The organism is Acinetobacter sp. A2, assembly GCF_012371325.1.
GTDB lineage: Bacteria > Pseudomonadota > Gammaproteobacteria > Pseudomonadales > Moraxellaceae > Acinetobacter.
This window is the reverse complement of sequence record NZ_JAAZQX010000001.1, coordinates 47,729-74,699: the sequence shown is the minus strand read 5'-3', so window position 1 is coordinate 74,699 and position 26,971 is coordinate 47,729. Positions and strand designations below refer to the sequence as shown.

The following is a 26,971-nucleotide window of genomic DNA, read 5'->3' as shown; positions in this document are numbered from 1 at the left end:
TTTTATCTGAGGAGTGACTCCAATGTCGAATGAAAATCAAATGCCTACCGCTACTCCCGAGTCGGCACAACCAACAGACAAAGTGAGTCCATTCTTAACAGAGCCTCTACCACAAGGCGCTCCACAAGGTCAGCAACAATCTTTAGAACAAAAATTAACGGACACTTCTGTAACAGGTGCAGTGCCAAAATATAATTTGCCACGTGGTGCCAATACAGGCAATGTTGGCCCGACCACGCACTTTGGTTATCAAACTGTGAGCAGTGAAGATAAAGCTCAAAAAGTCGCAGAAGTATTCCATTCGGTTGCCAGCAAATACGACATTATGAATGACTTAATGTCATTTGGTATTCACCGTTTATGGAAGCGCTTTGCGATTAATATGTCAGGTGTACGCCGTGGTCAGCGTGTACTGGATATTGCAGGTGGCACAGGCGACTTAGCCAAAGTATTTAGTCGTGAAGTTGGCTCTACAGGTCATGTCGTCCTCTCAGATATTAACGAATCTATGTTAAATGTGGGTCGTGACCGTCTGATTGATGCAGGTTGTACCAATGTCGATTTTGTACTGGCCAATGCCGAAACTTTAGAACCTTTTGAAGACAACAGCTTTGACTTGCTCACGATTTCTTTTGGTTTGCGCAACGTGACCGATAAAGATGCAGCCTTAGCCGCAATGTACCGTGTACTTAAGCCAGGTGGCCGTTTATTAATTCTAGAATTCTCTAAACCCGTCTTTGAGCCATTCTCTAAGCTGTACGACTTATATTCATTCACTGCACTGCCAATCATGGGTAAAATTGTTGCGAACGATTCTGAAAGCTATAAATACTTAGCAGAGTCTATTCGTATGCACCCAGACCAACGCACCTTAAAAGGTATGATGGAACAAGCAGGTTTCCAAAACTGTGACTACCACAACCTCACGGGTGGTATTGTTGCTGTTCACCGTGGTTTTAAACTCTAAGGCGGCGCACAATGTGGTCTATTCTTGCCCTTGGTGCTGTAGAACGACTCATTCACCATATTATTGATTTGGATGCAATTACTCGCATCCAGCTCAACCAACTGCACGGCAAAATGTTACGTGTAGTGCTCGACTCACCACAACTTTCGGTAGATGTGTTTTTTGACGACAATAAAGTCCGTTTAGAACCGACTGTAACAGGTCACAGTGAGCGTGCATCTATTTTTGAACAACGTCCTTTTGATCAAGCCGAAAATATCAGTGCTGCCACGGCAACGCTGCATGTGAAGAATGTGGTGCAATTGCTCAAACTGTTGCTATCAGATGAAGTGGGCAATATTCCACTGCAAGGTGACTATCATCTGTTGCAAGATATTCAGCGTATTATGCAACAGGCCGAACCTGACTTGGCAGCGCATTTAAGCCCTTGGATTGGCCCAGCATTGGCGCATGAAATTGGTAAAATTCAGCTTGCACCGAAACATTTAAAACGCAGCCTGCACAGCCATTTATTTTTTGCTGAAGATGCCTTAAAAGAAGACAGTGGTCTATTTGCCCCACGCTGGCAAATGGATGACTTGCAACAAGACACTCGCATTTTCCAACAAAACTTAGACCGTGCTGAAGCCAAAATTCACCAGCTACAGGCTCAGCTTGATGCAATGCCAGAAACGGCTTCTGATACTTCAAACTCCACTCAGCCCTAGGGAATAAGTCTTTATGATTCCGCACGTTTCACGTTTACTCGAACTTTGGCGCATTGCCGCGCACTATAGACTCGACACGTTGTTTCCTGCGGAAGAACTACCAGAAAAGGCTCGACATGCGCTGAGTTTGATTCGCATGCACCCTGCGGCATGGTCAAGTAAAGAGCGTAAAAACCCGCTTAAGCTCAAAGAAGCCCTAGAAGAAATGGGGCCCCTGGCTATTAAACTTGGTCAGTTGTTGTCTACTCGTCGTGACCTGATTCCGCCTGAAGTTTTACAGCAGTTGGTCTTGCTGCAAGACCGTGTCAAACCTTTTGGTTCTGATGTGGCACAAATGCGGATTCAGCAATCACTCAAGGCAGACATCAATACCCTATTTGCTCGTTTTGATGAGCAGCCTTTAGCAGCGGCATCCATCGCACAAGTACATACAGCGGCTTTGCATGATGGTCGTGAAGTGGTGGTAAAAGTCACCCGCCCCGATATTCGTCAGCAAATTTTGCAAGATTTTGAAATTCTGGAATGGCTAGGTGCTGCACTGGAAAAACGTCTGGAAGCTGCACGTGCCTTGCATTTGTCTGAAATTATTCAGGACTATCGTCAAATTATTCTTAATGAACTGGATTTGACCTTAGAAGCAGACAATACTCGCCGCATGCGCCACTACTTTACAGGCTCAAGCATGATGTACGTGCCTGAAGTCTATATGGACAGTAAAGATGTCATGGTGGCAGAGCGCATTACTGGTGTGCCAATTTCCGACACAGCAACCTTTGACCGTTTGGGCATGGATCGTGCCGATTTGGCAGAAAAAGGCCTGACCATTTTCTTTACCCAAGTGTTTCGTGACAACTTTTTCCATGCCGACATGCACCCAGGCAACGTCTTTGTGGAAACCATTAACCCCAACAATCCGCGTTTTATTGCATTGGATTGTGCCATTATGGGGGAGTTGTCTAAACATGACCAAATGACTGTAGCGCGTATGCTACTTGCCGTCATGAACAGCAACTTCATGCAGTTGATTCAAGTGGTGCATCAGGCCGGTTGGATTCCACCAGGCACAGATCAAGATGCCTTAGCCCGTGAAATGCGCCGTACTGTCGGGCCAATGGTGTCTAAACCAATGCACGAATTGGACTTTGCAGGCATCCTGATTCAAGTCATGGATATTGCTCGTCGCTTCCATTTGGAAATTCCACCGCAATTGATGCTGCTACTTAAAACCTTGGTGCATGTTGAGGGCTTAGGCACCGACTTATACCCTGAACTGGACATTTGGAAACTGGCAAAACCAATTTTGACCGACTGGATTAAAGCCAATATGAATCCTGTCAAAAATGTCAAAGAAATTGGTCAGCAAATTCCTGACCTGTTGCTAGGTGCACAAGACTTGCCAAGTTTAATGATTGATAGTTTAAACGGTCTTAAAAACCAGTCAGCGTGGCATTCTAAACAATTGCATGAATTACAAAGCATGCGCCTGCAAATGGAACATCAGCAAAAACGCAGTTGGATTTTTGGCAGCATCATGGCCATTTTCCTATCCATTGCAATTATCGCACCGTGGTATGTGTCTATTGTTTTGATTGTCTTGGCAAGCTTTTTGGCGGTTTGGCGCGTAGTCAAATAAAGTGACATTGTTTGATCAGCAGATCATCAATATTTAAAATCCTGCTTTAAAAGCAGGATTTTTTATCCTCTCAATATCAACATCACCACAAACAGCTCTATGACTGATCAGTCACCAAGTGATGCCTCTCGCCATTGCTGCAAAAATCCCCACGCCTACAATTAATGCACATTTGTAGCGTTATAGATTAAGCATGACTCAGATTTTGCATAAACGTGCCCCTGCCCTCAGTATCCGTGCAGGACATTTGGCCCGCCAACTGATTGAACAAGAAGGTTTACACGCCCAACAGGTTGATATTATTCCTGGTGCAGCAGGTGGCCCCAAAGGCATTGGCATACAAGGACTAGATCAAGCAATTTTTGGTGAGTTTTTTGCCCAAGCCCCTAAACGCCGTACAGTTGTCGGTTCTTCCATTGGCAGTTGGCGCTTTGCCAGTATTTTGGCTTGGGGCGCAAAACAAGGTACTGAGCGTCTGTCCGATTTATACACCAACCTATATTTTCATAAAAAAATGTCACGCCAAGAGGTGGCTGAGATTTGTCAGAACATGCTGTTTGAACTGATTCAAGGACAGCAACAGCAACTGATCAACCACCCTGACTATCACCTAACGGTCATTTCAGTCAAAGCTCAGCATATTTTCCAAAGTGACCAAGCCTTACCTTTGCTCGCTTCTGTGGCAGGAATTATTGGTAGCAATGCCATTGCACGTAAACACAACCGCTTGTTTATGCAACGGGTCATCAGCCAACCTGCGCAAGGGCAACAGTTTATGGTTGAGGATGATTTTGTCACCCATTACCAAGCCCTAAATGAGCAAAATGTCGCACCGTGGCTACTCGCCTCAGCGTCTATTCCAGGGGTGATGTCTGCTATTCGTGACATTCCTGATGCGCCAGTGGGCAGTTATCGGGATGGTGGCTTGATTGACTACCACTTAGATTTGCCATACCAGAGTCAGGGCATCGTGCTGTATCCACACTTTACTGACAGCATCACCCCGGGCTGGTTCGATAAAATGTTGAAAAACCGCAAGGCCAATCCTGAAAATCAGGCACGGACACTTTTACTATCACCTTCGGCAGAATATTTGAGCAGCCTGCCTTTAGGCCGTTTGCCAGATCGTAAAGACTTCACTTTAAAAGGTCTAGATCAAGCGCAGCGAATTCGCTTATGGAAACAGTCCGTAGCGGAAAGCCAACGTTTGGGCGATGAATTCTTGGAAATGGTGGAAAAACAAAACTTCCCGCAGTTTATGCAAACGCTTTGACAGCATAAATCTAGCAAGATAATTTAGGTAAATTGTCCTGAATCACGTACACTATAGGGACGATGCAAAATCGTGCGCTTAGAAAATGGCGTCCATACAATTTAAATTAATTTTGGTGAACAACTCATGAATAACTTGCAATGGCTCGATGAAGTAAAATTTAACGAACAAGGATTAGTGCCTGCCATTGCACAACATCATCAAACAGGACGTGTGTTGATGGTGGCATGGATGAACCGTGAAGCCTTGGCACTGACTGCTGAAAAAAATCAGGCCGTATATTTTTCACGTTCACGCAATAAATTGTGGCACAAAGGTGAAGAATCTGGACACTTTCAGACTGTGCATGAAATTCGCCTAGACTGCGATGCCGATGTCATCATTCTACAAATTGAACAGCATGGCGGCATTGCCTGCCACACAGGTCGTGAATCTTGTTTCTATCGCAAACTCACAGCCAACGGCTGGGAAATTGTAGATGCACAACTGAAAGACCCAAATCAAATTTACGGTGAACAAGCCGCCAATGCCCACACGCAGGCCATGAGTCAGTCTAAGGCACAAGCTGAGCAAGTTGAAGTTTTGGCCTATTTAGGGCAAATGATGAGCGAGCGTAAAACCGCCAATCCTGACTCTTCTTATGTAGCAAAGCTGTACCACAAAGGCTTGAACAAAATTTTGGAAAAAGTCGGTGAAGAAACCGTAGAAGCGATTATTGCAGCCAAAGACTTCAATACCGAAGCCAATGCCAACAATAAAAATGACCTAATTTATGAAGTGGCAGATTTATGGTTCCACAGCATTGTAATGTTGGGTTATTTCGACATTGAGCCGCAAGTGGTACTGAATGAATTGGCACGTCGCCAAGGCTTATCTGGCTTAGTTGAAAAAGCCAACCGCAGCCACTAACGCTTAATTAAAACCAACGCTGATATCTGTGTCTGTCCTTATCAAGCCCAGCCCGACCTATGAGCAAGCCACTGCCATAGACAACGCACGTCTGGGTAAATCCTTTAAAGTGATTGCCTACGCAGGCACAGGTAAAACCACCACCTTACAAATGATCAGTGATGCTATGCCTGAGCGGCGTGGCATGTATTTGGCTTTTAACAAAGCCATTGCCTCTGAAGCACAGAGTAAATTTCACCGTCAGGTCGATTGTCGCACTTTCCACTCGCTTGCTTACCGCAGCGTTCCACGTGGAGTCACCGACAAATTACGTCTACCGCGCTTAAGCCCCAGCTTTATTGCCAAAGAGTACCGTTTAGAGCCGATTACCCTTAGACGGATGATGGGCGGACGTTATGAAAAATATGTGCTGATGCCAAGTCGATTAGCCAGCTTGGTCGCAAACGCAGTCAGTTATTTCTGCTCGACCAGTTCGCAATACCCTGCCCCACGGCATTTACAAGCACCTAGTTGGCTGCACCCAGACGACATCGACACTTTACAAAAACATCTTTACCCTGCGGTGGAGCGGCGTTGGCTGGAGTCGATTGACCCCAATCATCAGGCAGGTATTGGGCACGATATTTACCTCAAACTTTGGGCTTTGTCGGAACCCAATATTCCTGCCGATTATGTCCTGTTTGATGAAGCGCAAGATGCTGACCCACTCATGTTGGGTATTTTACTCAAGCAACGCAATACGCAGGTGATTTATGTGGGCGATGCACACCAGCAAATTTACGCATGGCGTGGTGCAGTCAATGCCATGCAACAACTGCCCTTGCCTGAATCACGCCTGACCACATCTTTCCGTTTTGGTGAAGAAATTGCGCTGACAGCCAATGCCATTTTAGGCGGACTGAATGAAACCGTGCCTTTGCTTGGCAATCCGCAACTACATTCAAAAGTAGTGAACAAGCCACACACCAAAATGCGTGATGCAATTTTATGCCGCACCAATGCCCGTGCTATGGAATTGTTACTGGCAGGTTTGGTGCATGGCGATAAAGTCAGTTTACAGGCTGACCATGTGCGTTTAAACCGTTTTGTTGATGCTGCCGCGATGCTGAAACAAGGCAAACGTGTGACCGATGTACCTGAACTGGCGTGGTTCAACTCATGGCATGATGTACATGAATATTGCGAAACTAACGATGGCAGTGACATTAAACCTTTGGTAAAACTGGTGGATGATCATGGAACCGACCCACTAAAACGGGCACTGGCTAAAATTACCCCCATTGACCAAGCTGACTATATTATTTCGACAGCGCATAAAGCCAAAGGTCTGGAATGGAATCGGGTACATATTGAAGATGACTACCAGTTTAAGCTGAATGACAAAGAACATAAAATTAGTGATGAAGAGTTAAGATTACTGTACGTGGCCTGCACACGTGCTAAAGTAAGTTTAAATATTCATCATATTTACGATTTGGTACAACAACTGAAAATAAAAATGCCGACATCGTTACGCAAAGCGGTGGGGTAATTGCAGCAGGTGCGCTATGAAAATTACATCGGTTCATTTCAGACACATCACCCATTTTGTAGACTTAAAACTTGAACTGAATTATCACGATCTTCCCATCACCCTTATTTTAGGCGACCAGAGTGCTGGGAAAACTTCACTATTGCGCTTTAGTTATCAGGCACTGACCTGGTTTGCTGCACGTTATAAAGATTTACGCACTGCGGGCTTGGTCATGCAAGATCAAGACATTATGCAAACGCGCTTACAAGCAAAAATTGATGTGTGTGTGGAGATTCCGATAGAAATTGGCAGTCTGGCAGAATCAAGCAACACACAAATTGAAAATATTCAACACTGTGACTGGCAACTGTATAAAACCCTGAACAGCAATGCTGTTGGGGTGAGCAAAGTTGAAACCACCAAACTGGAAAAAATGGTGCAGCTCTATCAGCATGCTATTCGACATGACCCAATGCAAGGTCTACCGCTGATCGCCTACTACCCTGCGGAACGCTTTGTGAATGAAGTCAATTTACTCAATAAAAATAACCCACTGATTTTACAGCCTAGGCATGCCTACGAAATTGCAGCGATTCCTTTCACCACCTTTAGCCGTTTTTTTGAGTGGTTGCGGGAAGTTTCTGATATTGAAAATGCCCAAAGTGCGCAATTGCTACACAAGCTGTATCAGCAACAGCAAAGTGAGTTGCCACAGGCACTAAATCAGTCGCTATTACATGCTTACTCACAAATGCATGCACCCGGTTTGCAAGCACTCAAAGATGCTTTACAGATTGTACTACCTGAAATTGAAGATATTTATCTGCAATATTTGCCAAAGCTACAACTCATGGTGCGTTGTCAGGGCAAAGAATTATTGTATCAACAACTATCGAACAGTCAGCGCAACTGGATTGCATTAGTTGGGGATATTGTACGGCGTTTATGTCTACTCAATCCGAACAGCCTTTATCCGTGTACAGAAGGTGACGGCATTTTATTGATTGATCAGATTGACCATCAACTGGATCAATCACATGCTGCACAAATTTTGATGCGTTTGCATCAAGCTTTCCCACGCTTGCAAATTATTGCCACAGGTAACCGTAGCGAACTTTTAGAACAGGCTGAACGCTTTCAGTGCCTAAAACTTGAACACAAACAATTAAACACTATTCATTGGCAAAGCCTACAGCCACAGTTTGCACAAATTTATGCAGATTTACTGGAAACTAGCGTTTCAGAAGATAACTCGCTACAAGAAATAAAAACTGAAGCACAAATAACCAGTGAAATTTGGCAGCAGATTCAAAATCATTGTAGTCCAGAACAAAAACAGGAACTGCTACGTCGTTTGCAAAATGAAGACAGCCAAGCAACAACTGATCAGCTACCTGACTCAATCTAAGCTAAAACTTCAGCTAGATGTAGAGCATGACCATTTATTTTGTACAAAATTTAAGGTTAAGTAGAATATTTCAATAAAATTCAGAGCAAGATGCTTCGGGTCTGTACCATCGGGTATATAATGACTTCGCTGTATGCAGAAAAAATTGATGTTGTTTTATTCATGTAATAAAATCAGATTAATTTTAAACTTTTATAGTAAAATCCGATTTTGCTGTAGTTTTTTAAGTTGCGCAATACAACTTTTTTATATTTTGAATCGTGTCTATCGACCTTTTCATACACGGTGAGTGCTGTAAACTAAAATGCAGCAAGTGTGACATCAAATAAGAAAATAGCCTGACTATTTTCATATTGAACGGATGCATCTAACAGATTTTTAAGCACAGCATTAGCCAAAACCAAGCACAACCCAGTTCGCTGCTTCATACAGCGAAAGATGAGCATATTTTGCTGTCTAAGGTCATGCGGCAAGGCAAAATTGATTTTTGCATAGCCTGTTTCTGACTCAAGCCACAACCAATATGCTGGTCAAAACAATAGACAACGTGTCCACACTGGCACGACCAATTGGCTTTCAAGATTGAGTCTTTTGGATGGCATGTTGCTGTCCTGTAATCCTTGAAAGATAAGATTCATCCTTAGGTTTCAAACCTATTCACGACAATGGATATGAGTGTGCTACCGATTATTATATTGTTACCGTTAGTACTAGGCACAACCCTTGTCTCGTGGCTGAAACAGTTTTCGCGCGGGGTAACGGCTTTAGGGGCAATCGGAGTCAGTCTCAGCAGCCTTATTCTGCTACTGACTCAAGCAAAAGCGGTCTTTAATGGCGCAACGATCATTCAAACATGGTCTTGGCTCCCTCAGTTAGGGATTGATTTAAGCTTTCGTCTAGACGCTCTAGGTCTGTTATTTTCTTTGCTAATTACGGGCATCGGTACGCTCATTTTCATCTATGCGTATTATTATTTAAGCCCTCAAAATTCACTCAGTAAGCTGTACGTGCTGCTCATGCTGTTTATGGCTGCCATGCTGGGCATCTCCCTGTCCAATAACCTGATTTTACTGCTAACGTTTTGGGAACTGACCAGTATTTCCTCATTCTTGTTGGTGGGTTACTGGAGCAATTATGAAGCTGCACAACGCGGCTCACGTATGGCGCTCACCATTACTGGTATGGGTGGACTGGCCATGCTCGGTGGTTTTGTACTGTTAGCACAAATCACAGGCACTTACCAAATTGATCAAATTTTAATGATGACTGAGCAAATTCAGCAGCATCATTTATTTGTACCGACATTATCACTGATTTTATTGGGTGCATTTACCAAAAGTGCGCAATTCCCATTCCATTTCTGGCTTCCGAATGCCATGGCTGCACCGACACCCGTATCGGCCTATCTGCATTCAGCCACAATGGTCAAAGCAGGGATTTTCTTAATTGCACGCCTATTGCCAATTTTTGCTGGGGCAGCGCTGTATCATAATTTGGTCACTTTTATTGGCTTGTTTACCCTATGTATGGCCGCCTTCTTTGCCATTTTCAAAGAAGACTTAAAAGGTTTATTGGCATACTCCACCATCAGCCATTTAGGGCTAATCATGTGTTTGCTCGGCATTGGTTCACCACTGGCAGTGGCAGCAGCAATCTTCCACATCATTAACCATGCCACCTTTAAAGCTGCGCTGTTTATGATTGCGGGAATTATTGACCACGAATCAGGTACCCGCGATTTACGCAAACTCAGTGGTTTGTGGCAATTGCTACCGTTTACCGCCACCTTAACCATGATCACCGCAGCTTCAATGGCAGGTGTACCACTGACCAATGGCTTCTTGTCCAAAGAAATGTTCTTTACCGAACTACTGGCCAATTTGTCAGGCCCTGTCATGCTCATCTCTGCGTTGGTTGCCACACTAGCGGGTATTTTTGCGGTCGCCTATTCTATTCGCCTAGTACATGGCGTGTTCTTTGATGGCCCAATTGGTAAAGATGTACCGAATAAAGATGCACATGAGCCGCCTTTTGGGATGCGTGCACCAGCAACACTCTTGGCGATCTTATGTATTTTAGTCGGTATCTTGCCTGCATTATTGGTCGAACACATAGTCAATAGCACCACACGTGCCAGCACCCAACTGCTCAACTTTGAAGGTGCACATTTAGCCATTTGGCATGGTTTTAATGTACCCCTATTAATGAGTGCGATTGCTCTGCTAGGCGGGATCATCTTCTATTTCTCGCTCGCCAAAGGTGGAAAAATCCGTGAAATTGACCTCGACCCACACTTGAGGCAATTCCAAGGCAAACTGCTGTTTGAATCATTTTTAAAGCACCTGCTACAAGTTTCACGCAAAATCAAACGTAAAACTGAAAATGGTTCACTACAAAGCTATTTGGTGTGGATTATTGTGTTTACCGTGTTTATAGTCGCCACACCTTTGTTGAATCAAGGGTTAAGCACAGGTACACGTGAACTGACCCATGCGCCACTGATTGCTATAGTCTTGTGGTTATTGCTGTTCTCTGCATGTTGGATGATGCTGTGGTTCCACCATGAACGCATCAAGGCTGTCTTAATCAGCGGTGCGGTTGGTTTAGTCGTAACCATGATTTTTGTGGGGCTTTCTGCACCTGATTTGGCACAAACTCAAATCACGGTGGATGTCGTCACCACTGTTTTATTGTTAATGAGCCTATCCCTACTCCCACAATTAACCCCGTATGAGTCAAGCAGTTCACGTCGCTGGCGAGATGCCTTAATTGCGATTGGTGGCGGGATTGGCATTGGCTGGATTGCATGGTTGGTGATGACCCGTGACCATAACTCAATTTCATGGTTCTTCAACCAGCAGTCCATTCCTTTGGGTGGCGGTACCAACGTGGTTAACGTAATTTTGGTCGACTTCCGTGGTTTCGATACCTTTGGTGAAATTACCGTATTGGGCATTGCCGCAATTGGCACACTATGCCTCATGGATGGCATGCGTACACACGGCACCATTATGACCCAAGGCCTGACCTACCGCTTTAACCCATCTCCATTGATGTTGCGTATTACCGCTTCGTGGATTTTACCAATCGCATTGGTGGTGAGTCTGTATATTTTCTTGCGTGGTCACAACTTACCGGGTGGCGGCTTTATTGCAGGTTTAATTACCGCTATGGCTTTAATCATCCAATACATTGCGCTAGGGCAAGATCAAACCGAACAAATGCTAAAAGCCAAATCTGGACGTTTATACGAAATCTGGATTGGCATCGGTTTAAGTGTTGCTGGGCTGACTGGGCTTGCTGCATGGTTCTGGGGACGTCCATTCTTGACCAGTGCACATATTTATGTGAATCCACCGCTGATTGGTGAATTACATCTGGCTTCTGCGGCCTTGTTTGATGTTGGGGTTTATCTGACTGTGGTCGGCGCAGTGATGCTGATGATTTCCGTCTTGGGCGACTCACGTCACTCTGGCATGTCTGGCCCACTTCCAAAGGAGTAATGCAATGATTAGTCTTGAAATTTTAATTGCGTCTGCCATTGGAATGTTAGTCGCGACAGGTATTTATTTAATTTTACGTGCCCGTACCTTTCCTGTGGTACTGGGCTTGGCCATGATTGGCTATGCGGTCAATATCTTCTTATTCAGTATGGGACGTATTCAATTAAATGCGCCTGCTATTTTGACCGAAGCCAGTAAAACCAGTGACCCACTCCCACAAGCTTTGGTTTTAACAGCCATTGTCATTGGTTTTGCTACCACTGCCTTTATTGTGCAATTGGCACTGCGCAGTCGCTATGAAACCGGTAGTGACCATGTCGATGCCAAAGAAGAACACCCGCTGCTAGATCCACGTGAGGATGAGCCATAATGACTGATTTCCTCCAATTTTGGACCCAGCACTCGCCTATTTTTAGCATTCTAATTCCAACCTTTACCGCATTTATTTTAGTGCTGTTGGGTAACCCGGGGTTTGGTTCACTCGCACGTGACTGGCGTCAGCCGTGGCGTCGTGGTATCAGCTATCTTTCGGCTACACTTGGTTTAATCACTGCCATCAGCTACCTGATTCAAGTCAGTAGCGGACAAATTATTATTTATAATTTGAGTGAATGGGCAGCACCGTTTGGCATTATTTTAGTGCTGGATCAATTGTCGGCTTTAATGCTAGTCCTGACGTATGCCCTAGCCTTGCCATTGCTGTGGTTCTCCAGCAAAAAATGGGATGAACGTGGTCGCTATTTCCACACCATGGTGCATTTCCTGCTCATGGGCCTCTGTGGTGCCTTCCTCACAGGTGACTTATTCAACCTGTTCGTTTTCTTTGAAGTGTTATTGCTAGCCTCTTATGTCCTGTTATTACACGGACAAGGTAAAGCACGTTTTCAGCTCGGGATTCACTACGTCACCATCAACCTGCTGGCATCTGCCCTATTCCTGATTGGTTTAGGCATGATTTACGGCAGTGTGGGCAGCCTGAATATGGCTGATGTTGCTCGTCTCATCCCGCTGTTAGATGCCGATGCTCACAAAATTGCCGTTGCAGGTGGGTTACTGTTATTTGTAGTGTTTGGTATTAAAGCCGCCATGTTGCCTGTAGGTTTCTGGTTACCTAAAACCTATGCCGTGGCTACGACCCCTGTAGCAGCTTTGTTCACCATCATGACCAAAGTCGGTGTTTATGCGATTTTACGGGTCAACGGTACTGTATTTGATGATGCGCTCAGCCATAAAATTCTACAAAACTGGCTGCTGCCAATTGGTCTCATTACCTCTCTCTATGGGGTCATTGGCGCCATTGGTGCAGAACGTCTGCGCCGTTTTGTTGGTTTTATGGTGCTGTCTTCAATTGGCACCATTTTGATTGCCATTTCCATGATGAACACGCAGGCTTGGTCTGCCGCACTGTATTATTTGGTACACAGTACGCTCATTGCTGCTGCGTTCTATCTGCTCTGCGGTTGGATTACTTCACAACGTGGACAATTCAAAGATCATTTCACCATCGCACCACAAATGAAACAGCATAAAGTGGTTGCATTAACATACTTTATCATTGCTTTAATGATGGCAGGCTTACCACCGTTTAGCGGCTTTTTGGGTAAAGTCTTTATCTTACAAGCCACGGCCAATGTCCCTTATCAAGGCTGGATTATTGGCATCATTTTATTGGTCAGTTTGCTGAGTATTATTGCCTTTACTCGTGTTGGTTTTATTCTGTTCTGGCGTGCAACCAAACCTGAAGATGACATTCAAGCTGAAGCTTACCATGAGTACCAAGCACTGCCTGCTATTGCACCACCACGTAATGACCGTGTGATTTACTTTTTATTGGCAGGCTTGATGCTGTATGTAGTATTTGCCAACCCAATTCAGCACTATATGGCCAGTACAGCCCAGCAAATTCAGAATAATGCGGCCTATGAAGCCATTATTTTGAAAAAAGACCGTGCGGGTAATGTGATTAGCGTACAGCCTTATGACCCGCTATATTTACCTGAAACCAAATATGGTGGAGAAAGTCTGGATGCTAATGCACACTTAATTCCATACGTGATTCACCCGAACACTTTGGAAGGTGAACATCTTTCTGACTATAAGCAACGTCAGATTCAACAGCAAAATCGACAGGAAGCACAGCAACCTAGCGATACTCAACTCAAACCTGCGGAGCCTTAAACATGCAAAAAACGAGACAAAAAACTTCGTTTTGGGACAGGTTGCTCCCCCACCCCTTTGTTTCAGTGTTGGTCGCACTGAGCTGGCTAATGTTGGCGCATAGTATCTCTGCAGGCAATTTGTTGATGGCTTTGGTTTTAGCTTTACTAATTCCAAAATTGATTCAGCCTTTTATTGCTCGCACGCCCGATATCAAATGGACTGCAGCCATTCACCTATTTTTTGTGGTGCTATGGGATATTATTATTTCCAATGTGCGTGTCGCAAAACTGGTACTTGGCCCGACAGACCGAATGCAGCCAAAATGGTTCCGTGTTCCATTGGAAACGCAACATGAGCAAGTCAACAGTATTCTGGCAATGATCATCACCACGACTCCTGGTACTGTTACCGCAGGTATCGATCAAGATCGTGGTGATATTTTGGTACATGCCCTGAGCACTGAAGATGAAAACGTGGATATTCAGGACATTAAAAACCGTTATGAAAAGCCATTAATTGAAATTTTTGGTGCACAAACAGGAGAGAAGGTATGAGCATCCTACCCTATGCCCTTGGGATTTGTATGATTGCGATCACCATCTCAATGTTAATGTGCTTGTTCCGCCTGATTCTTGGCCCTTCAATAGTAGACCGCCTGTTGGCTTTAGATACCTTATTTTTAAACGCAACCTGCTTGGTGGTGGTATTGGGCATTTATTGGAGCAGTACCTCATTATTTGAAGGTGCTTTATTGGTGGCGATGTTGGGCTTTGTATCAACAGCTGCTCTGGCGCGCTACTTTACCAGTGGCCACGTGATTGATTAAGGAGACTACACATGCAATTACTCATGGAAATTTCGGTGTCATTCTTTTTAATTATTGGGGCGTTTTTTATGCTGGTTGGCGGCATTGGTATGGTGCGTCTGCCTGACTTATTCATGCGCTTACATGCACCAACCAAGTCAAGTACTTTAGGATTAGGGAGCTTTTTAATTGCTGCAATTATTTATGCAGCATTTGAAGGTCGCTTTGGTTTTGCTGAAGTATTGATTACCTTGTTTGCGTTTATTACTGCGCCTGTTTCAGCCAATTTAATGGCGCAAGCGGCACTGCATTTACGCTTACGTTCAATGAGTGGTAATGTACCTGAAACCTTAGAGCGTCCGTTGCCATGGCAGCGTCAACTTCGCAACTTGCGTCGTTATGAAAAAAAGTCTAATGATGATTTAATGTAATACTGAACTTTCATTATTTTCTAACCATAAAAAATGCCACCCTAAGGTGGCATTTTATTTAGAATTTCTCGATTCGATTATTCATCATCTTGCTTAGGTTCTGCAGGTGGCAAATCTTTGACTGCTTCTGCAATTAAACCAAACATATAGTTACCATAAGCATTGGTTTTGTCGTAGTGGAAACGCAAACGCGGGGTAATGCGTGTTTTAATACGACGGCTCAGCTCATGGCGCAAGAAACCTGATGCCTTGTTTAATACATCCAATGTTTCTTTGTTTGCCGCTTCGCTTTGCTCATCGCCTAATTCACGTCCCATTACGGTTACGTACACTTCGGCATATCCTAAGTCTGGGCTCACCTTCACCGCAGAGATGGTCACCAGACCACCTAAGCGTGGATCTTTCAGCTCTTGGCGAATCAATTCAGACAGCTCGCGCTGTACTGAATCGGCCATACGCTTCAGACGTTGACTACCCACCATTAAAGACTCCGTTTGATCAATTGAACATCGTACACTTCAATCTTGTCGAGTGCTTTGATGTCTTTATAGCCTTTGACTGCAAGACCACATTCCATACCAGCGCGAACTTCTTCCACCACGTCTTTATAGCGACGAAGTGATTCAAGCTCACCTTGGAATACCACCACATCATCACGTAAAACGCGAATCGGTTTGTTACGGTGAAGTACGCCTTCCAGTACCATACAACCTGCTGCAGCACCGAATTTACTTGAGTGGAACACTTCACGTACTTCAGCAACACCCAGAATCGTTTCACGGTGTTCTGGTGCAAGCTTACCGCTCATTGCATCTTTCACATCATCAATTAATTGATAGATGATTGAGTAGTAACGAATGTCGATACCATCTGCATCTGCTTTTTGACGTGCAGTATTGTCCGCACGTACGTTAAAGCCAAGTAATACCGCCTCAGAAGATTCTGCCAATGTCACGTCAGATTCAGTGATTGCACCTACACCTGAACCAATCACACGAACACGTACTTCATCGGTAGACAATTCACCTAACGCTACGATCAAGGCTTCTAAAGTACCACGTACATCTGTTTTCAATACCACATTGACAAATGGTACGTCTTTTTTGCCCATTGATGCCATGATGTTTTCAAGACGCATTGCGCTTTGACGTTCAAGACGTTTTTGACGCTCACGATCCATACGTGCATCTGCAACTTCACGGGCTTTCTTCTCGTCATTCACAACAAGAACTTCGTCACCCGCCATTGGCGCTTCAGGTAAACCTAAAATTTCAACTGGAATTGAAGGACCTGCAGATTTAATACGCTTACCATTTTCATCCGTCATAGCACGTACACGGCCATAAGATGAACCTGCAAGTACTAAATCACCTACATTCAAGGTACCGTTTTGTACCAGAATAGAAGTCACCGCACCACGACCTTTGTCTACACGTGCTTCAATTACCACACCTTGCGCTGCACCTTCTTCAGATGCTTTCAATTCCATCATTTCTGCTTGAATTGAAATTAAGTCAAGAAGTTCATCAATCCCTTGACCTGAATGCGCAGAAACCATAGCAACCGGTACATCACCGCCCCATTGCTCAGGTACGATTTCTTTGGTGGTCAATTCGTTCAATACGCGATCTGGATCAGCCGATTCTTTGTCCATTTTGTTAATGGCCACAATAATTGGCGTACCCGCTGCACGCGCATGGTCAATCGCTTCTGCTGTTTGTGGCATTACACCATCATCAGCTGCAACAACCAATACCACGATGTCAGTTGCTTTCGCACCACGTGAACGCATCGCTGTAAATGCTGCGTGTCCTGGTGTATCTAAGAAGGTAATAATACCTTTGTCGGTTTGTACGTGGTAAGCACCAATATGCTGGGTAATACCACCGGCTTCGCCTGCTGCCACTTTGGCACGACGAATACGATCTAGCAATGATGTCTTACCATGGTCAACGTGACCCATAATCGTTACAACAGGAGGACGAGTCGTTTGAACACCACGTGCCTCTTCTGCTGCTTCAAGTAAGTTATCTTCGGCTTGAGTATCTGAAACCAATACTGGGTTATGGCCCATTTCTTCAACTACAAGTGCCGCGACTTCCTGCTCAATCGCTTGGTTTTGCGTAACTAACTCACCCATTTTCATGAGTGACTTAATTACTTCGCGCACCTTAATAGCCATTTTTGCTGCAAGATCAGCGACAACAATGGTTGCACCAATTTCAACATCATAAACTTGTTTTTTAACTGGTTTTTCAAAGCCGTGCTTATTCGCTTGACTAGTTTTTAAACCACGTTTATGCGGGTTTTGGCTAAACGATTGCTCTTCTTGACCACGACGGCCACCTTTTTTCGGTGAACGTGTATTGGTAGTATTGGTACCACGTTTGATTTCGCGGTCTTCTTTCGCGAATGAATCTTCATACGCTTGACCAACCAAACCAGCGGCCAATGGAGAATCATCTACCACGCGAATAGTTGCAGTAGCATCTTCATTTGAATATTTAGATGCCATCTGACGCATTTGTTCAAGCGTACGTTGCTGCGCTTCTTCAGCTGCCTTACGACGTGCTGCTTCTTCAGTCGCTTTCAACTGTGCCGCTTGTGCTTCACGCGCTTTCTTCTGTTCAGGTGTTTCAGTCACCTTCACCGCTTGCTTCACAATTGGCTTGTTGGTTGACTTACGTTTCACCACAACCGCAGCTTTAGCCACTTCTTGCTTCGCTGTTTCTTTTTTTGCTGCTGCACGCATTGCATCTAAAGCTTGTTTTGCTTTTGCTGCACCTGCTTGCGGCGCATCAGCTTTTGCTTGTACTTTTGCAGTCGCTTGTGATTGCTGTTCCGCACGAGCTTTTTCAGCTGCTTCAGCCTGTGCTTTTGCCAGTGCTTCCGCTTTAATTTGTTCAGGGTCTGGCTTTACAAACGTATGTTTCTTACGAACTTCTACATTAATCGTTTTCGCCTTGCCCGAAGTACTTGCCACTTTAGCCGTACTGGTGGTTTTACGTTTCAACGTGATTTGTCCTGCATTACCCTCTTGACCGTGAACCTTTTTCAAGTGGTTCACTAGGGTATTTTGTTGTTCAGTGGAAATAATATCGTCAGCCTTACGCTGTGGTAAACCTGCGTCACGAACCTGTTCCAGGAGCTTCTCAACTGGACGACCTACACTGAGCGCTAACTCTTTAATCGACTTGTCCGTCATACATTACCTCCTAGTTAAACCATGATTCGCGCGCTTTCATAATCAATTGACCCGCTTTATCTGAACCTAAACCTTCAATATCTTCGATATCGTCAGTTGCTTGGTCAGCTAAATCATCAACTGTGATGACACCACGAGCGGCAAGCGCATAAGCGATCTCTTGTGTCATGCCTTCCATTGCCAGAAGTTCGTCACTCGGATCTTGAATATTTTCTTGCTGTTGCAATGCATCTGCCAATGCCACTTCTTTGGCACGGCTTTGTAGCATTTCAACGATTTCTTCATCTAAATCAATTTCGTCAAATGTTTCCGCAGGAACATACGCAATTTCTTCTAATGAAGTGAAGCCCATTTCAACCAAAGCCATTGCCAAGTCTTCAGCAATGTCTAAACGTGAAACAAATAAATCTAAGTACTGTTGTGCTTCGTTTTGCTGACGTGCGTGATACTCTTCTTCAAGCATCATATTCAGCTTATAACCTGTAAGTTCAGACGCTAAACGTACGTTTTGACCTTGTGAACCAATTGCACGTGCTAACTGATCACTGGTTGCAAAAATAATGTCAGCCGTACGTTCTTCTTCATCAATCACAATACCCGATACATCGGCAGGCTCTAAAGCGCTGGCAATATATTGAGCTGGATCATCAGACCATACCACGACGTCAATACGCTCACCATTCAACTCTTGTTGTACTGCTTGGATACGTGTACCACGCATACCAATACATGCACCTACAGGGTCAATACGATGGTCGTTGGTTTTTACGGCAATTTTTGCACGTACACCTGGCTGACGCGCTGCTGCTTTAATCTCGATGATTTCTTCAGAAATCTCTGGAATTTCTTTCTTCATCAAAGCAATCAGCATTTCAGGCTTAGCACGTGACAACAATAATTGTGCACCACGACCTTCACGGTTTACGTTGTACAAAATTGCATTCACACGTTGCTTAGGACGCAAAATTTCTTTGGCAATCATTTCTTCACGTGCCAAATACGCTTCTGCGTTATCGCCTAAATCAATAATAAAACCATCTTTAGTTTGCTTTTTCACTTCACCGTAAATCAGCTCGCCTACTTTGGCTTCATAAGCATCTGCAACCAATGCGCGTTCTGCTTCACGAATTTTTTGCACAATCACTTGTTTAGCGATTTGTGCCGCAATACGACCGAAGTCAATCGACTCAACCTCAAGTTCGCGAATATCGCCAATTGACCATTGTGCAGGGTCTAGATCAGAAATCGCATCTTGGCATGCAGGCATTTCATGATCTTCATCTGCCACAACTTCCCATTGACGGAAAGTGCGGTAGTCACCTGTTTTACGATCAATTTCCACACGCAAACGTGCTTCTTCTGAGTTTGTGCCTTCGTAGAATTTCTTTTTCGTCGCAGCAACAAGAGCCTGTTCAAGCGCCTCAAAAATTGCCTCACGACTTACACCTTTTTCGTTACTAACCGTTTCAACGACGGTAAGAATTTCACGTGCCATAAGTCACCTATTCGTTCAGATTCTTATTAATTTGATTAATCTTGGTAGATCAGGTTTGCTTTATCAATATTGTGACTGTCAATCTCCAATACTTGCTGCCTTTCAACTTCAACCTGAATGGTTTCATTTTCTAGATCTACCGCAACCAATTTCGCTTGAAATTTACGACGGTTATCTACAGCACTGATCAAACGTAACGCGACAGTTTGCCCAATATAAGCAGGCAACTGCTCAAGTTGGAAAAACGGACGATCCCAACCAGGAGATGACACTTCAAGTGCATATTCACCTGAAATTGGGTCATGCACATCCAACATTGCGCCAACTTGCTGAGTCACACGCACGCAGTCTTGCACACCAATACCACGGCCTTGCTCTAACTCACCATCTTCATTTAAGACAGGTTCAGCATTTTCATCGACCGCTTTGTCGATATAAATACGCAATAAAGAACGCTTACCTTGTGGAATAAATTCGATTCCCCAAAGATCCACATCACATGCTTGCACTGCTGGCGCAATTAAGTCCTGAAGTGCTTGAGTTTTATTTGATAGCTTCATTTACTCTCGTCATTCTGCTGCGGTTCAATGGTCTTATTTGACCACTACACATTCATACAAACTATAGTAGTAGTGAAACATGACACTTTGACTTTAGGCCGCGCACGGCTTGTATCGACACTACACGATAGCCAATAAAAAAGGGCGTAATCGCCCCTATTCTTACACAGCAAAACCAATGTCCACTGTGCAAAAAGGCCCACCTTGTTGTGAGCCTCTTAAGAAATTTGGTAATGGAAACTGGGTCTGAACCAAGTATCTTCGCTAGTAATTTAAAGTCATGCTTGAGTAGCGACTTATCAATAAACAGCGTTACCATACTTTCAAAAATGGTAGCGGGAGCTGGATTTGAACCAACGACCTTCGGGTTATGAGCCCGACGAGCTACCAGACTGCTCCATCCCGCATCAACGTGCAAAAATTATATACAAAAATGAATAAGTTTTCAATCAAACTTAGCATGTTTGCCTGACTAAGTTGCACCTTAATCAGTTAAGTCTAACAAGCTTAAGGCTTATTACACTTTTAAATCTTGGTAGCGGGAGCTGGATTTGAACCAACAACCTTCGCCAAGTTATAAAAGCTGAGCCCAATGAGCTACAACGCCTTACAACTAAACCTTACCACCTTAAATCTTGGTAGCGGGAGCTGGATTTGAACCAACGACCTTCGGGTTATGAGCCCGACGAGCTACCAGACTGCTCCATCCCGCAACAATATGCAAAAATTCATCTCAACTTTAAATTAAGTTGCCTAAGTTTATTTGCAATTAAACTTAAGATTTGATTGGTAACGGGAGCTCGGATTAAACAAAACCACCTCCGCTAAGTTATAAAAAGCTAAGTCCGACAAGCGAGCATCTCATTTTATGAATAGCAATACCAAACCATTAAAAATGGTAGCGGGAGCTGGATTTGAACCAACGACCTTCGGGTTATGAGCCCGACGAGCTACCAGACTGCTCCATCCCGCATCAACAGATTTGCTGCTCACACCAACTTATGTTCTGGATTACAAGTTGGTGCGGAAGGGGGGACTTGAACCCCCACGCCCGAAAGCACTACCACCTCAAGGTAGCGTGTCTACCAATTCCACCACCACCGCAGCTGTGACGCATTCTAGTCGCATCATGCGCAAAAAGAAAGTGCTAAATAAAATTATTCAGCGCTTTTAGGCGCAGTTGGTGAAGTTTCAGGCGATACAGGTTGTGCTGGTACAGTATTTTGTACGGTCTGCAAACTATATGCACCTGTCGTTTGTTTTTTGGCAAAGACAGCCAAAGTTAAACTGGTGGCAAAAAATAATGCCGTTAAAATTGCGGTCAAACGGGTCAAGAAGTTACCCGAACCCGAAGCACCAAATACAGTTGCAGCACCACCGCCACCAAAAGAAGCGCCCGCATCTGCACCTTTACCATGTTGAACCAAAATTAGTCCAATCATTAAAATGGCCAAGATAATATGTACTACCAGCACAAATGTTTGCATGCTGAACTCCTCATTATTGTGTATTTGCAAAGGCTTGTGCAATGTGATGGAACGATGCTGCATTCAGTGATGCACCACCCACCAAGGCACCATTAATGTCTGGGCAAGCTGCTAACTCTACGGCATTTTCTGGTTTTACACTACCACCATATAAAATCGGTAAAGTCACGGCAAAACTAGTTATTTGGCTTAAACCTTCACGAATTTTAGCATGCATGGCTTGAGCATCTTCAGGAGATGCTGTTTTACCCGTACCAATAGCCCAAATTGGCTCATAAGCAATTACAATTTTCTGCCATTGTTCTGCTTCAACCACTGCAGCGATATCACAAATTTGCTGTAATACCACCTGCTCTGCCTGACCATTTTCACGCTGTTCCAAACTTTCGCCAACGCAGTAAATAACAGTCAACCCCGCCTGCAAGGCATTTTTTACTTTTTCATTCAAAATGGCTGGTGTTTCTGCAAACAGCTCGCGGCGTTCAGAATGTCCGACCAACACATATTCAACCTGGCTATCTTTAAGTAATTCTGCACTCACCTCACCCGTGTAAGCCCCCAAGCCTGCAATACGTGAAAGGTCTTGCGCTACGGTATAAACAGGACGCACTGCATCAGCCAATGCCTCCTGCGTTTGCGCTAATGCCAACGTTACAGGGGCAACACCCAAATGACACTTTTCAGCATCTACAGGACTTTCTTGTAATAATGTTTTAAATTCAGAAATAAGTTGCTGAGCGTCGGCATGCATCGGATTCATCTTCCAATTGCCAACCACCCAAGGCTTAATCGTCGTAGCCGACATAGAATAACCTACAAAAACAATTCATTTAATCGCGCACATTCTACACGCAAATCACATTTCTGCTGAGTTTTTTGTGCAAGCTTTGCATCAAAGCTCAGCATGAAGTATCTTTTCAGGGCAAGACTTACAATTTTTTTAACAGATTAATGTAACTGGTTCATGCTTTTAAGCGATACTTAGGTGGTGACAGCACTTTCAGATATGGTATTTTTATGCAACAAAAGTATAATTTTACGATACCAATTATAAACAATCTTAAATTTGAGGACGTTGGGGAATGTCAGTACAACAAGCTACACCTAGATTCACAGGTTTTATTCGGCGTTTGGTCGAAGATGGGCTCGTTTCTGCTGAAAACATGCAAACTGCGATTGCCTCTGCACAAAAAGAAAAAATTGACATTGTTCCCTATCTCATTCAGAACCTGAATATTTCACCTTTGCTGATTGCTGAAAAAATTTCCAATGAATTTGGTGAACCTATTTTTGACTTAGGTGTCTATGATTCCGCTTTGATTGTGCGTGAAGGCATCGATGAAAAGCTGTTCAGCAAATATTGCCTACTGCCTATTTTTAAACGTAATAATTTACTTTACGTTGCGACCAGTAACCCAACCAATATCGAAGCGATGGATGCGATTCGTTTCAACAGTAAAATGAATGTTGAAGCAATTGTGGTTGAACATGACAAACTGGCCAAACTGATTGAGCAGAACTTCGCAGGTGAATCTGCTTTTGAGTTTGAAGATGATGACTTTGAACTCAACTTTGACGAAGGCGACAACGAACAAGAACAAGCCACAGAAGATGAGCCACAGGGCGATGAATCCCCTATCGTCAAATACATCAATAAATTACTGATTGATGCGATTCGTATGGGTGCCTCGGACTTACACTTTGAACCCTATGAAAAAACCTATCGCGTGCGTTACCGTGTCGATGGGGTCTTACGTCAAATTGCCAATCCACCATTACAGTTAGCCAATCGTATGGCATCACGCTTGAAAGTCATGTCGCAAATGGATATTTCTGAAAAACGTGTGCCGCAAGATGGTCGTATTAAACTTAAACTGTCTAAGAATAAATCCATCGACTTCCGTGTTAACTCCTTGCCAACCTTGTTCGGTGAAAAAATTGTACTGCGTATTTTAGATCCATCTAGCGCCATGCTTGGGATTGATGCCTTGGGTTATGAGCCTGAACAAAAAGCTTTGTTTATGGAAGCTCTGGACAAACCGCAAGGTATGTTACTGATCACAGGTCCAACAGGTTCAGGTAAAACGGTATCGCTCTATACAGGTTTAAACATTCTAAACCGAGAAGACACCAACATTTCCACTGCCGAAGACCCTGTGGAAATTAACCTTGAAGGGATCAATCAGGTTAACGTCAACAATAAAGTTGGTCTGACCTTTGCTGCAGCGCTGAAATCATTCTTACGTCAAGACCCTGACATTGTTATGGTGGGTGAGATTCGTGACTTAGAAACAGCAGAAATTGCAATTAAAGCAGCACAAACGGGTCACATGGTGATGTCAACACTGCATACCAACAGTGCACCAGAAACTTTAACCCGTTTACGCAACATGGGAGTACCATCCTTTAACATTGCGACTTCAGTCAATATGGTGATTGCACAGCGTCTGGCTCGACGCCTATGCTCGTATTGCAAAACACCGTCAGATATTCCAAAACAAAGCTTATTGGAAATGGGTTTTACAGAAGCCGACTTGAACAATCCAGAGTTTCAGGTCTACCAACCAGTAGGCTGTGCTGAATGTCGTGAAGGCTACAAAGGACGTGTCGGTATTTATGAAGTGATGAAAGTCACACCAGAAATTTCCAAACTTATTATGGAGGATGGCAATGCCATCCAAATTGCTGAAGCATCGGCAAAATTGGGGTTTAACAATCTACGTCGCTCGGGGTTACTTAAGGTCATGCAGGGGGTGACTTCACTTCAAGAAGTCAATCGTGTGACCAGTGAATAGATGTAATATTTAAAATAAGGATAAATACGCATGGCTGTCAAAAAAGCACAGATGATGCCCACCTTCGTTTATGAGGGGATTGACCGCAAAGGGGCTAAGCTTAAAGGGGAAATTCCAGCGCGTAATATGGCTTTGGCAAAAGTCACATTGCGTAAACAAGGAATTACCATCAAGACCATTCGCCAAAAGAAAAAGAATATTCTTGATGGCTTAATGAAAAAACGGGTGTCAACGCTCGACATCACGATTTTCACGCGTCAGCTTGCCACGATGATGAAAGCAGGTGTGCCTTTGGTACAAAGCTTTGAAATTGTTGCCGAAGGTCTAGAAAACCCTGCCATGCGTGAAGTGGTACTGGGCATTAAAGGCGAGGTTGAAGGCGGGAATACCTTTGCTGGTGCATTGCGTAAATATCCTCAATATTTTGACAACTTATTCTGCTCTTTAGTGGAATCTGGTGAACAATCAGGTGCGCTGGAAACTATGCTAGATCGTGTTGCGATCTATAAAGAAAAGAGCGAATTGTTAAAACAAAAAATCAAAAAAGCCATGAAATACCCTGCAACGGTCATTGTAGTGGCTGTGATTGTGACCATTATTTTGATGGTAAAAGTTGTTCCTGTATTTGAAGAATTGTTTAGCTCTTTTGGTGCAGACTTACCTGCCTTCACTAAAATGGTGGTAAACATGTCACAATGGATGCAGAAATATTGGTTCCTGCTGATTATTGTAATTGGTGTCATTATTGCAGGTTTCCTCGAAGCTAAAAAACGGAGTAAAAAATTCCGTGATTTCTTGGACAAAGCTGCACTCAAAGCACCTATTTTTGGTGATTTGGTCTATAAAGCCATTATTGCACGTTATAGCCGTACCTTAGCCACGACCTTCGCTGCGGGTGTACCATTAATTGATGCTTTGGAATCAACTGCAGGTGCAACCAACAACGTGGTCTATGAAGAAGCGGTCATGAAAATTCGTGAAGATGTCGCCACAGGTCAGCAACTACAATTCGCCATGCGCGTTACCAATAAATTCCCAGCGATGGCCGTGCAAATGGTGGCGATTGGTGAAGAGTCTGGTGCACTCGATGCCATGTTAGATAAAGTCGCAACCCACTATGAAAACGAAGTAGATAACGCAGTAGATGGTTTAACCTCGATGATGGAACCTCTGATTATGTCTGTGTTAGGTATTTTAGTCGGTGGTTTGGTTGTGGCTATGTACCTTCCAATCTTCCAAATGGGTTCTGTGGTTTAATGCAAGAATTAATCGCGTATTTTATTCAAAATCCAACTGCGTTGTACATCGCAGTTGGACTTTTTAGTTTATGTATTGGCAGTTTTTTGAATGTGGTCATATACCGCACACCAAAAATGATGGAGCAGGAATGGCGTACAGACTGCCAAATGCTGTTACATCCAGAACAAGCTATTATTGATGAAAGTAAAATCACACTGAGCAAACCCGCCTCGACTTGCCCTAAATGTCATACACCTATTCGTTGGTATCAGAATATTCCTGTACTGAGCTGGTTAGTTTTACGTGGCAAATGCGGGCACTGTCAAAACCCTATCAGTATGCGCTATCCACTGATTGAAGTTTTAAGCGCAGTTTGTGCGCTGATTGTGGTTGCCGTATTTGGCCCAACTGTACAAATGCTGTTCGGTTTGATACTGACCTATATCTTAATTGCCCTCACCTTTATTGATTTCGACACTCAACTCTTGCCCGATCGCTATACCCTACCTTTGGCTGCATTGGGCTTAGCAATCAACAGTTATGCCATCTACACCTCACCTACCTCTGCTATTTGGGGTTATGTCATTGGCTTCTTATGCTTATGGGTAGTGTATTACCTGTTTAAAATTATTACAGGCAAAGAAGGCATGGGCTATGGCGACTTTAAACTCCTTGCAGCCTTAGGCGCTTGGATGGGTCCAATGATGTTGCCGCTGATTGTGCTTTTATCTTCTTTGGTTGGCGCTATTATTGGCATTATTCTGCTAAAAATCCGTAAAGAGAACCAACCTTTTGCATTTGGCCCTTATATTGCAATTGCAGGCTGGATTGCCTTTTTATGGGGCGAGCAAATCATGAAAGTTTATTTAGGACAATAAGGA

Annotated in this window: 22 protein-coding genes and 4 tRNA genes; 16 read left to right on the top strand and 10 right to left on the bottom strand. The window is 43.9% G+C overall.

What is annotated here, in order from left to right; translation table 11 throughout:
• Positions 1–22 precede the first annotated feature (22 nt).
• The 13 genes from ubiE to HHA43_RS00295 all read left to right on the top strand — a co-directional run bounded on the left by ubiE (position 23) and on the right by HHA43_RS00295 (position 15,309).
• Positions 23–967, top strand: a complete 945-nt coding sequence (gene ubiE / locus HHA43_RS00355) for a bifunctional demethylmenaquinone methyltransferase/2-methoxy-6-polyprenyl-1,4-benzoquinol methylase UbiE (RefSeq protein ID WP_168541351.1) — start codon at positions 23–25, stop codon at positions 965–967.
• Between the two features lie 11 nt (positions 968–978).
• On the top strand, positions 979–1,674 hold the full coding sequence (locus tag HHA43_RS00350; protein ID WP_168541349.1) for a ubiquinone biosynthesis accessory factor UbiJ: 696 nt from the start codon (positions 979–981) through the stop codon (positions 1,672–1,674).
• 13 nt (positions 1,675–1,687) lie between these two features.
• Positions 1,688–3,307 carry an ABC1 kinase family protein gene (locus HHA43_RS00345; protein ID WP_168541347.1) on the top strand — a complete coding sequence of 540 codons (1,620 nt, stop codon included), beginning with the start codon at positions 1,688–1,690 and terminating at the stop codon, positions 3,305–3,307.
• A gap of 193 nt (positions 3,308–3,500) precedes the next feature.
• Positions 3,501–4,580 (top strand): patatin-like phospholipase family protein, encoded by a 1,080-nt coding sequence (locus HHA43_RS00340; RefSeq protein WP_168541345.1) that lies wholly within the window; start codon positions 3,501–3,503, stop codon positions 4,578–4,580.
• A gap of 126 nt (positions 4,581–4,706) precedes the next feature.
• Positions 4,707–5,489, top strand: coding sequence for a bifunctional phosphoribosyl-AMP cyclohydrolase/phosphoribosyl-ATP diphosphatase HisIE (hisIE, locus tag HHA43_RS00335; RefSeq protein ID WP_168525203.1), 783 nt, complete (start codon positions 4,707–4,709; stop codon positions 5,487–5,489).
• 28 nt (positions 5,490–5,517) lie between these two features.
• Positions 5,518–7,020 carry a UvrD-helicase domain-containing protein gene (locus HHA43_RS00330; protein ID WP_168541343.1) on the top strand — a complete coding sequence of 501 codons (1,503 nt, stop codon included), beginning with the start codon at positions 5,518–5,520 and terminating at the stop codon, positions 7,018–7,020.
• A gap of 16 nt (positions 7,021–7,036) precedes the next feature.
• Complete coding sequence (locus HHA43_RS00325; protein WP_168541341.1) at positions 7,037–8,410, top strand: AAA family ATPase; 1,374 nt, start codon at positions 7,037–7,039, stop codon at positions 8,408–8,410.
• Between the two features lie 665 nt (positions 8,411–9,075).
• Positions 9,076–11,913 carry a monovalent cation/H+ antiporter subunit A gene (locus HHA43_RS00320; RefSeq protein ID WP_168541339.1) on the top strand — a complete coding sequence of 946 codons (2,838 nt, stop codon included), beginning with the start codon at positions 9,076–9,078 and terminating at the stop codon, positions 11,911–11,913.
• Between the two features lie 4 nt (positions 11,914–11,917).
• Positions 11,918–12,283 (top strand): Na+/H+ antiporter subunit C, encoded by a 366-nt coding sequence (locus HHA43_RS00315; protein WP_168417573.1) that lies wholly within the window; start codon positions 11,918–11,920, stop codon positions 12,281–12,283.
• Positions 12,283–14,091 carry a monovalent cation/H+ antiporter subunit D gene (locus tag HHA43_RS00310; protein ID WP_168541337.1) on the top strand — a complete coding sequence of 603 codons (1,809 nt, stop codon included), beginning with the start codon at positions 12,283–12,285 and terminating at the stop codon, positions 14,089–14,091. The genes HHA43_RS00315 and HHA43_RS00310 overlap by 1 nt, the downstream gene beginning before the upstream one ends.
• Positions 14,092–14,093: 2 nt before the next feature.
• Entirely contained in the window at positions 14,094–14,627 is a 534-nt protein-coding gene (locus HHA43_RS00305) for a Na+/H+ antiporter subunit E (RefSeq protein ID WP_168525195.1), read from the top strand.
• Positions 14,624–14,899 carry a monovalent cation/H+ antiporter subunit F gene (locus HHA43_RS00300; protein WP_104852958.1) on the top strand — a complete coding sequence of 92 codons (276 nt, stop codon included), beginning with the start codon at positions 14,624–14,626 and terminating at the stop codon, positions 14,897–14,899. Before HHA43_RS00305 ends, HHA43_RS00300 begins: the two co-directional genes overlap by 4 nt.
• 11 nt (positions 14,900–14,910) lie before the next feature.
• Entirely contained in the window at positions 14,911–15,309 is a 399-nt protein-coding gene (locus HHA43_RS00295) for a Na+/H+ antiporter subunit G (protein WP_168541335.1), read from the top strand.
• 77 nt (positions 15,310–15,386) lie between these two features.
• On the opposite strand, the gene HHA43_RS00290 is transcribed toward HHA43_RS00295, so the two are convergent.
• The 10 genes from HHA43_RS00290 to tpiA form a co-directional block, all read right to left on the bottom strand.
• On the bottom strand, positions 15,387–15,791 hold the full coding sequence (locus HHA43_RS00290; RefSeq protein WP_168541333.1) for a ribosome-binding factor A: 405 nt from the start codon (positions 15,789–15,791) through the stop codon (positions 15,387–15,389).
• Positions 15,791–18,514 (bottom strand): translation initiation factor IF-2, encoded by a 2,724-nt coding sequence (infB, locus tag HHA43_RS00285; protein WP_168541331.1) that lies wholly within the window; start codon positions 18,512–18,514, stop codon positions 15,791–15,793. The genes HHA43_RS00290 and infB overlap by 1 nt, the downstream gene beginning before the upstream one ends.
• Before the next feature lie 10 nt (positions 18,515–18,524).
• Entirely contained in the window at positions 18,525–20,009 is a 1,485-nt protein-coding gene (gene nusA / locus HHA43_RS00280) for a transcription termination factor NusA (protein ID WP_168417579.1), read from the bottom strand.
• Between the two features lie 35 nt (positions 20,010–20,044).
• Positions 20,045–20,569, bottom strand: coding sequence for a ribosome maturation factor RimP (gene rimP, locus HHA43_RS00275; RefSeq protein ID WP_168541329.1), 525 nt, complete (start codon positions 20,567–20,569; stop codon positions 20,045–20,047).
• Between the two features lie 330 nt (positions 20,570–20,899).
• Positions 20,900–20,976 (bottom strand) — tRNA-Met (locus HHA43_RS00270).
• Between the two features lie 229 nt (positions 20,977–21,205).
• Positions 21,206–21,282 (bottom strand) — tRNA-Met (locus HHA43_RS00265).
• Positions 21,283–21,465: 183 nt separating this feature from the next.
• Positions 21,466–21,542 (bottom strand) — tRNA-Met (locus HHA43_RS00260).
• Between the two features lie 46 nt (positions 21,543–21,588).
• Positions 21,589–21,673, bottom strand: a tRNA-Leu gene (locus HHA43_RS00255).
• 53 nt (positions 21,674–21,726) lie between these two features.
• Positions 21,727–22,056, bottom strand: coding sequence for a preprotein translocase subunit SecG (gene secG, locus HHA43_RS00250; RefSeq protein WP_168417581.1), 330 nt, complete (start codon positions 22,054–22,056; stop codon positions 21,727–21,729).
• Positions 22,057–22,069: 13 nt separating this feature from the next.
• A complete protein-coding gene (gene tpiA / locus HHA43_RS00245; RefSeq protein WP_168417582.1) occupies positions 22,070–22,861 on the bottom strand; it encodes a triose-phosphate isomerase in 792 nt (263 codons plus the stop codon).
• Between the two features lie 277 nt (positions 22,862–23,138).
• Here tpiA and pilB point away from each other — a divergent pair, with 277 nt between their 5' ends.
• The 3 genes from pilB to HHA43_RS13265 are packed head-to-tail and all read left to right on the top strand — an operon-like array spanning position 23,139 to position 26,968.
• Positions 23,139–24,851 (top strand): type IV-A pilus assembly ATPase PilB, encoded by a 1,713-nt coding sequence (pilB, locus tag HHA43_RS00240; protein WP_168417583.1) that lies wholly within the window; start codon positions 23,139–23,141, stop codon positions 24,849–24,851.
• Between the two features lie 30 nt (positions 24,852–24,881).
• Entirely contained in the window at positions 24,882–26,108 is a 1,227-nt protein-coding gene (locus HHA43_RS00235; protein ID WP_168417584.1) for a type II secretion system F family protein, read from the top strand.
• Positions 26,108–26,968 carry a prepilin peptidase gene (locus HHA43_RS13265; protein WP_168541327.1) on the top strand — a complete coding sequence of 287 codons (861 nt, stop codon included), beginning with the start codon at positions 26,108–26,110 and terminating at the stop codon, positions 26,966–26,968. Before HHA43_RS00235 ends, HHA43_RS13265 begins: the two co-directional genes overlap by 1 nt.
• Positions 26,969–26,971: the final 3 nt, after the last annotated feature.

Excerpts from the sequence above, each read along its gene's own strand:
- ubiE (WP_168541351.1), top strand. The coding sequence starts at position 23 with ATGTCGAATGAAAATCAAATGCCTACCGCTACTCCCGAGTCGGCACAA.
- HHA43_RS00350 (WP_168541349.1), top strand. The coding sequence starts at position 979 with ATGTGGTCTATTCTTGCCCTTGGTGCTGTAGAACGACTCATTCACCAT.
- HHA43_RS00345 (WP_168541347.1), top strand. The coding sequence starts at position 1,688 with ATGATTCCGCACGTTTCACGTTTACTCGAACTTTGGCGCATTGCCGCG.
- HHA43_RS00340 (WP_168541345.1), top strand. The coding sequence starts at position 3,501 with ATGACTCAGATTTTGCATAAACGTGCCCCTGCCCTCAGTATCCGTGCA.
- hisIE (WP_168525203.1), top strand. The coding sequence starts at position 4,707 with ATGAATAACTTGCAATGGCTCGATGAAGTAAAATTTAACGAACAAGGA.
- HHA43_RS00325 (WP_168541341.1), top strand. The coding sequence starts at position 7,037 with ATGAAAATTACATCGGTTCATTTCAGACACATCACCCATTTTGTAGAC.
- HHA43_RS00320 (WP_168541339.1), top strand. The coding sequence starts at position 9,076 with ATGGATATGAGTGTGCTACCGATTATTATATTGTTACCGTTAGTACTA.
- HHA43_RS00315 (WP_168417573.1), top strand. The coding sequence starts at position 11,918 with ATGATTAGTCTTGAAATTTTAATTGCGTCTGCCATTGGAATGTTAGTC.
- HHA43_RS00310 (WP_168541337.1), top strand. The coding sequence starts at position 12,283 with ATGACTGATTTCCTCCAATTTTGGACCCAGCACTCGCCTATTTTTAGC.
- HHA43_RS00305 (WP_168525195.1), top strand. The coding sequence starts at position 14,094 with ATGCAAAAAACGAGACAAAAAACTTCGTTTTGGGACAGGTTGCTCCCC.
- HHA43_RS00300 (WP_104852958.1), top strand. The coding sequence starts at position 14,624 with ATGAGCATCCTACCCTATGCCCTTGGGATTTGTATGATTGCGATCACC.
- HHA43_RS00295 (WP_168541335.1), top strand. The coding sequence starts at position 14,911 with ATGCAATTACTCATGGAAATTTCGGTGTCATTCTTTTTAATTATTGGG.
- HHA43_RS00290 (WP_168541333.1), bottom strand. The coding sequence starts at position 15,791 with ATGGTGGGTAGTCAACGTCTGAAGCGTATGGCCGATTCAGTACAGCGC.
- infB (WP_168541331.1), bottom strand. The coding sequence starts at position 18,514 with ATGACGGACAAGTCGATTAAAGAGTTAGCGCTCAGTGTAGGTCGTCCA.
- nusA (WP_168417579.1), bottom strand. The coding sequence starts at position 20,009 with ATGGCACGTGAAATTCTTACCGTCGTTGAAACGGTTAGTAACGAAAAA.
- rimP (WP_168541329.1), bottom strand. The coding sequence starts at position 20,569 with ATGAAGCTATCAAATAAAACTCAAGCACTTCAGGACTTAATTGCGCCA.
- secG (WP_168417581.1), bottom strand. The coding sequence starts at position 22,056 with ATGCAAACATTTGTGCTGGTAGTACATATTATCTTGGCCATTTTAATG.
- tpiA (WP_168417582.1), bottom strand. The coding sequence starts at position 22,861 with ATGTCGGCTACGACGATTAAGCCTTGGGTGGTTGGCAATTGGAAGATG.
- pilB (WP_168417583.1), top strand. The coding sequence starts at position 23,139 with ATGTCAGTACAACAAGCTACACCTAGATTCACAGGTTTTATTCGGCGT.
- HHA43_RS00235 (WP_168417584.1), top strand. The coding sequence starts at position 24,882 with ATGGCTGTCAAAAAAGCACAGATGATGCCCACCTTCGTTTATGAGGGG.
- HHA43_RS13265 (WP_168541327.1), top strand. The coding sequence starts at position 26,108 with ATGCAAGAATTAATCGCGTATTTTATTCAAAATCCAACTGCGTTGTAC.